Consider the following 6,115-nt stretch of genomic DNA (forward strand, 5'->3'; position numbering starts at 1 on the left):
CGGCGACCCCCGTTATTTGAGTCTTTCCTTTATTATAGAAGAAGGATTTTTAATGGACGACTTGCGCACCATCGTCGCCTCGATCGCACGCACGGCACAACAGGCAGGCGTCCAAATTGTGACAGGAGATACCAAAGTAGTAGAACGGGGAAAAGGGGACGGAATCTATATCAATACCGCAGGCATCGGGACGCTGCGGACGCCAGGATTGTGTCATCGTTAGCGGCAGTGTGGGATGCCACGGAGCTGCCGTTATGCTTGCACGCGGAGAAATTCCCTGTGAGGGTGAACTTCTCTCTGACTGCCGCCCGCTCCATGCTTTGAGTGCGGCAGTGCTGCATGCGGGCGATGTGCGCATTCTTCGAGACCCCACCAGAGGGGGAATTGCTACCACATTGAATGAGTTTGTGGAAAACGGACCATTGTGCATTGAGTTGGAAGAACAGGCGGTCCCGATAGACGCCAACGTCGCTGCAGCATGTGATCTGCTAGGACTGGACCCGTTTTACAGCGCCTGCGAGGGAAGGCTGCTGGCGATAACAGCACCGGAGAGCGCACAGGCCGTGTTGAACGCGCTTCAAAGTACTCCGGGTGGTGAAGGTGCTGCGGTAATCGGTCGCGTGACGCAGTCCCGGCCTGGCACGGTTGTTTTACACACGGCTTTAGGCGGAAGTCGTATTCTCGGTAAGTTGACCGGTGCGCAACTTCCTCGCATCTGCTAAGAAAGCTTGCCCTGCCGAGATAAACACGGTATACTGAATACAAGTTTTGATTTCGACTTGATTGGGAGGGAACGACAATGAAACGGACAGATTATATTTCCTGGGATGAATATTTTATGGGAATCGCGCTTTTGAGCGCACAACGCTCCAAAGACAACTCCTCACAGGTGGGAGCTTGCATTGTGAGCAAAGAGAACAAGATCCTCTCCATGGGATACAACGGAATGCCTCTCGGCTGCCTGGACGATGACATGCCTTGGGAGCGGGAAGGTGAACCATTAAAGACCAAATATATGTACGTTTGCCACGCGGAACTGAACGCTATTCTCAATCATGCTTCTGGAACAGGAAGTCTGAAAGGAGCGCGTATCTACACCACTTTGTTCCCTTGCAATGAATGCGCCAAGGCTTTGATTCAGAGCGGTATCTCCAAAGTGATTTATTACAGTGACAAATACGCCGATACAGACTCTGTAAAAGCGTCCAAACGGATGTTTCAAATGGTAGGCATTGAATACGAAGCCTACCAGCCTTCCGGACGCAACGTAACGCTTCCTTTGTAAAAAAAACGCTTCGGGCTTTCGCCCGAAGCGTTTTTATATGGTTTTACAATCGGTCTTCGTTCCATTCTGCATAGAGCTTTTCCGCCTGTTTTGCCATTTGTTTCAGTTCTTTATTGGGACGGCCCTGTGCTCCCTTGACCAAAAGCTCCAGTTTCTTGATCGCGACCATCAACTCATTGTAAGCCGCAACCGCTCTCGGATCACGTGTATTAGATATCTTTTGACGAAGAACGCCCTCGGAACGAACCAGGAAAAGGCCTTTTCCCAAGTCGTAAGAAGTTCCACTGAACGGGGCCATTGCCTGATATCCCATCTCTTCGCTTAGACACCGTGCAAATTCCGTACAGCTCTCATCGTCGCCATGATTCACAAAAATCTGGAACGGTTTTTTATCAAATGCTTTGAGCCAACGAATAAGCCCATTTTTGTCCGCATGTCCGCTGACTCCTGCCAGCACACGGATTTCTGCATTGACTGCGATCTCCTCGTCAAAAATACGCACATATTTTTCGCCGTCCACAAGTGAACGCCCCAATGTTCCCTCGGCCTGATAGCCCACAAACAAAATTGTATTTTCCGGATGCCACAAATTATGTTTCAAGTGATGACGAATACGTCCTGCGTCGCACATACCGCTGGCAGACAGAATCACTTTGGGGGATGTATCCAGATTGATTACCTGAGAGTCCTCTTTTGACAAACTCATTTTCAGTCCGTCAAACCACAGTGGGTTGACCCCTTTCTCAATCAGGGCGCGTGTCTCCTCATCCAAATCTCCCGTGGGGCACTGCATAAAAATGCTGGTTGCCTCATTTGCCAATGGACTATCTACATACACTGTAAATCCATCGTGTCCGCGTACTAAGCCCTTTTCCTTGATTTCTCGAATGAAATACAGCATTTCCTGAGTACGCCCCACAGCAAAGGAGGGAATAACGACCGTTCCCTTCCGATCAAAAGTTGTCTGGAGAATTTCGGCCAAAGACCCGATATAATCCGGACGCTCTCCGTGAAGCCTTGTTCCATAAGTGGACTCTAAAACCAAATAATCGGTCTGTGCTACTCTCTGCGGGTCATTGATAATCGGCTGGTTTATATTTCCAACATCCCCGCTAAACACAATCTTTTTTTGCACATCTCCTTCTGTGAGCCATACCTCTACTGCAGAGGAGCCCAACAGATGCCCAATGTCCGTAAAGCGAACGCTCACATGTTCTGAGACCTGAATCTCCTTTCCATAGGGACAAGGACGAAATTGCTCCAGCACACCTTCTGCGTCCTCTATGGTGTAAAGTGCTTGTACTTCCGGGCGTCCGGCTCTGCGAGATTTGCGATTTTTCCACTCTGCCTCGCTCTCCTGAATATGAGCGCTGTCTCGAAGCATAATTTCACAAAGGCTGTTTGTGGACTCAGTCGCATACACCGTTCCGCGAAATCCCTGTTTGTACAAAAGCGGCAAATGTCCGGAGTGATCGATGTGCGCATGCGTCAAAAGCACGAAATCGATACGTGCCGGATCCACCGGCAAAGGAACGTTTTCGAATTGATTTGCGCCCTGCTCCATCCCGCAGTCTACCAAAAAGACCGTTTGGCCGACTTCCAGCAGCGTGCAGCTTCCTGTCACCTCATGAGTCGCTCCAATAAATGTTATCTTCATCCGTGCTCTCCTCCTTTGTAGGGAATCTATCTTCTATTTTCATTGTAGCATGCTTTCGATCATTGTGCCACGGAATCTTAGCGATTTACGAAAAAGGGTGGAGCCAAGCTCCACCCTTTTTACGCGCTCAAAAGATATTTTTTTACTGCCACCGCAACGCCATCTTCATCATTGGACAAAGTCATCGCATCGGCTGCCGCTTTTGCTTCCGGTTGTGCGTTTGCCATAGCCACACCAAGCCCCGCATAACGAAGCATCGGCATATCGTTTAGCCCATCTCCGCAGGCCATCAACTGTTCTCTTCGAAGGCCCAATGTTTTTAAAAGCCATTTCAACGCAGCCCCCTTTTCGATCCCCGGCGGAGTCGCTTCCATAAAAAACGGCTCCGATCGAAAAATATTTAAAACTCCTTCAAAACGTTTCTGAGCCAGAGGGACCAGCTTAGCCAGGTAATCTCCTTCTCCTGTCAACAAGAATTTAGTTACCGGATAGTGAATCTCGGCCGCCAAATCTGGAACCTGAATTGCCGGAATATGATTAATTCTGCACTCAAGCTGTACATACTGATCCTGTGGCACTTCTGTAATTACTCCCCTGTCGTTGTAGGTCAATGCCACGATGTTATATTCATGTGCAAAGGCGCACAAAGGTGCCACAGCCTCTGGCGAAACTTGTTTTTGAAACAGCGTTTGTCCTGTTTCACAATCAATAATCTGACCGCCATTGTATGCCAGAATAAAACCGCCACGTCGGTCCAGTTCCAACTGACGAGCCAACGGCCAGACACCAACCGCAGGCCTTCCGCTTGCTAAAAGAATTTTCACTCCCCGATCCATTGCCTGCAAAAGCGCTTTCTGTGTAGCAGGCGTAATGATTTTTTTCGAATTGGTCAGCGTACCATCCAAATCCAATGCAAGAACACGATAATCCATGAAAAAATTATTTTCCTCCTCTGTACAAAGCTTCTCCCCACTGGACCAGCAACTTTTCCATTGAACATGCCGCATTGGCCGGGCTGGTACTGGGAAGTCTTCGTATATCCATTCCTTCCAAATTTTGATATTTCATGCAAAGTTTATAGGCTGTAGCGCCATTGCACAAAATACGCCGAATCGGCGCTTGCCGGCATAACCACGCCAAATCCGTAGGCACCACATCCCGGATACTGGCATCCGATGCCCCAGTAATGGTACAGCTCTCGATTGTGTCCCATAGAGCCAATCCATTTTCACAAATCAGTCTTTTTTTCTCTTCGATTGTTTGAGGACACGGGCTATCACACAATGAGGCCAGCAGGGGCCAAAATCGATTTTGCGGGTGCCCATAGAAAAAACCTGTTTGTCTGCTTTTAGGACTTGGCCAAGTCCCTACAATCAAAATTTCAGAACGTGGTGTGTAAACCGGATCAAACGACATTTTATCCCCTTCGACATATTTTTACTATATATTACAAAAAGTATTTTTTAATAACCTGTGCGACTCCCTGCTGTGCTGCATCTGGTGCAATGATATCCGCTTGCCGACAAAGAGCCGGAACGCCATTTGCCATGGCTACCGAGACTCCGGCCTCGCTGAGGAGTTCCTGATCATTCAAGCCGTCTCCAAACGCAGCAGTCTCCTGCCAAGAGATTTTCTTTTCCCGAAGCACCGTCTCCAAGGCCTTGGCTTTGTTGGTCCCTGGTCTGAGAATATCATGATGAATTTTATGAAAGGGTACAAACCGAAGACCAAGATGACCGTATTTGCACTGGAACCCGTCGATATCCCGATCGGTCAAAAGCGCACTGGCACCATAGGGCATCCCTTCCAGATGCCGAATCTGATCCTCGCCGTCCAAAAGGAAAGGATGATTGTTCTGATGAGGCTCGGCATACTGCACAAAGGAATCGTATTCTACATATGCATAATAACCATCTTCAAAAATAAAATCCAGAGGAATTTCATAATCTTCGCAATAATCTACCAATGCATACATTTCCTCGGCTGTCATTCGATTTTCGTGCACAAGGGCACCAGACCGGTCCACGATCCAATTTCCATTTGCCGAAGCCAAAAAATCCGGCTGAAATCCGCCCAGCACAGCGCGTGCCGCAAAAAGCGCACGGCCAGTCGCTACAATCACCTTTGTTCCCTTTTTTTGAAGCGCACGCAGTGTTTGGACTGTCTCATCGGAAAGGGATTCCACTCCAGCCGGAAGCAAAGTTCCATCAATGTCAAAAATTGCTGCTTTTAAATCCATACACGGGCCTCCCTTTCATCGCACAATGGAGTATACCAAAAAATGCGTTTGCAAACAAGCGTCTTTCTTATCAAAACAGTCTTACGCAAAAAGAAGTTCTGACGAGTATCTGTCAGAACTTCTTTTTGCGGCACCACATACTCAGTGGTCGTTTAAGCAAAGTCGGTATACTTCCAGCCCGTTTCTGTTTTCCACAAATGAAAAATGATTTTTAAGTGCAATATGCCTTGTGACAGTTTGCGAAGGAGAGCACTCAATGATCAAGTTCTGTGTCTTTGCACGGGCATTTTCTATAAGAGATTTTGTCAGTTCACTGGCGTAGCCTTTTCCCCACTGATTTTTGTGCAGGACCCATCCGATTTCATAGGAACTCTTGTCATACGGGTGATAAATGATATATCCCACAAACGCCCCATCTCGATTTTCAACTGCATAAATGAGGGGCTGCTCTGCAATTCCAAAACGATATAAAAACATTTTTGTTTTCTGTTTTGTATAAGGTTCTTCTAAATACAACATCACTGCTTGATCGGACAGCAAAGCGAATAAATCATCCAAATCATCCTTTTGAAACTTTCGAATGCGCAATCTTTCCGTATTCATTCTCATATCGCCAATCTCTATTTCCCATTTTATGAAAGCAGCGACAGCCTGACAAATGTCAGGCTGTCGCGTAAAACGATCATTTGCCCTTTTCACAATGGTTTTTTTTATTTTGTTTTTCCCCCGCCGATGAAGATGTGTTCCGGATGCAACGTCTCATCCAGCACCAAAAGGTCTGCTCTCTTGCCTTCCGTCACGCTTCCCAATTCGTCAAATAATCCCACTGCTTTGGCCGGATTAATGGTAGCCGCCTTCAAGGCACTTTCCAGTTTCACGCCAAACTTTACTGCCCGACGGAAGCACTCCGCCAAACAGGTGGCACTTCCCGCAA

At 47.7% G+C, this 6,115-nt stretch carries 9 protein-coding genes; 3 read left to right on the forward strand and 6 right to left on the reverse strand.

The window, feature by feature from the left end; translation table 11 throughout:
- From AB5H98_RS12320 to AB5H98_RS12330, 3 genes are all read left to right on the forward strand, one after another.
- A partial coding sequence (locus tag AB5H98_RS12320; protein ID WP_367926192.1) for an AIR synthase related protein occupies window positions 1-223 on the forward strand: 223 nt, incomplete at its 5' end.
- A 31-nt stretch (window positions 224-254) separates the two neighbouring features.
- Window positions 255-722 carry an AIR synthase-related protein gene (locus AB5H98_RS12325; protein ID WP_367926193.1) on the forward strand — a complete coding sequence of 156 codons (468 nt, stop codon included), beginning with the start codon at window positions 255-257 and terminating at the stop codon, window positions 720-722.
- Between the two features lie 77 nt (window positions 723-799).
- Entirely contained in the window at window positions 800-1,285 is a 486-nt protein-coding gene (locus AB5H98_RS12330; protein ID WP_367926194.1) for a cytidine/deoxycytidylate deaminase family protein, read from the forward strand.
- A 43-nt stretch (window positions 1,286-1,328) separates the two neighbouring features.
- Here AB5H98_RS12330 and AB5H98_RS12335 read toward each other — a convergent pair whose 3' ends face one another.
- The 6 genes from AB5H98_RS12335 to AB5H98_RS12360 all read right to left on the reverse strand — a co-directional run.
- On the reverse strand, window positions 1,329-2,942 hold the full coding sequence (locus tag AB5H98_RS12335; RefSeq protein ID WP_367926195.1) for an MBL fold metallo-hydrolase RNA specificity domain-containing protein: 1,614 nt from the start codon (window positions 2,940-2,942) through the stop codon (window positions 1,329-1,331).
- Window positions 2,943-3,061: 119 nt separating this feature from the next.
- Window positions 3,062-3,874, reverse strand: coding sequence for a Cof-type HAD-IIB family hydrolase (locus AB5H98_RS12340; protein ID WP_367926196.1), 813 nt, complete (start codon window positions 3,872-3,874; stop codon window positions 3,062-3,064).
- 7 nt (window positions 3,875-3,881) lie between these two features.
- Complete coding sequence (locus AB5H98_RS12345) at window positions 3,882-4,358, reverse strand: DNA-deoxyinosine glycosylase (RefSeq protein WP_367926197.1); 477 nt, start codon at window positions 4,356-4,358, stop codon at window positions 3,882-3,884.
- Between the two features lie 31 nt (window positions 4,359-4,389).
- On the reverse strand, window positions 4,390-5,181 hold the full coding sequence (locus AB5H98_RS12350; RefSeq protein WP_367926198.1) for an HAD family hydrolase: 792 nt from the start codon (window positions 5,179-5,181) through the stop codon (window positions 4,390-4,392).
- A 141-nt stretch (window positions 5,182-5,322) separates the two neighbouring features.
- Entirely contained in the window at window positions 5,323-5,784 is a 462-nt protein-coding gene (locus AB5H98_RS12355; protein WP_367926199.1) for a GNAT family N-acetyltransferase, read from the reverse strand.
- Between the two features lie 107 nt (window positions 5,785-5,891).
- A partial coding sequence (locus AB5H98_RS12360; protein WP_367926200.1) for an amidohydrolase family protein occupies window positions 5,892-6,115 on the reverse strand: 224 nt, incomplete at its 5' end.

Origin of the sequence: uncultured Ruthenibacterium sp. (assembly GCF_963558415.1) — a bacterium.
GTDB lineage: Bacteria > Bacillota > Clostridia > Oscillospirales > Ruminococcaceae > Ruthenibacterium.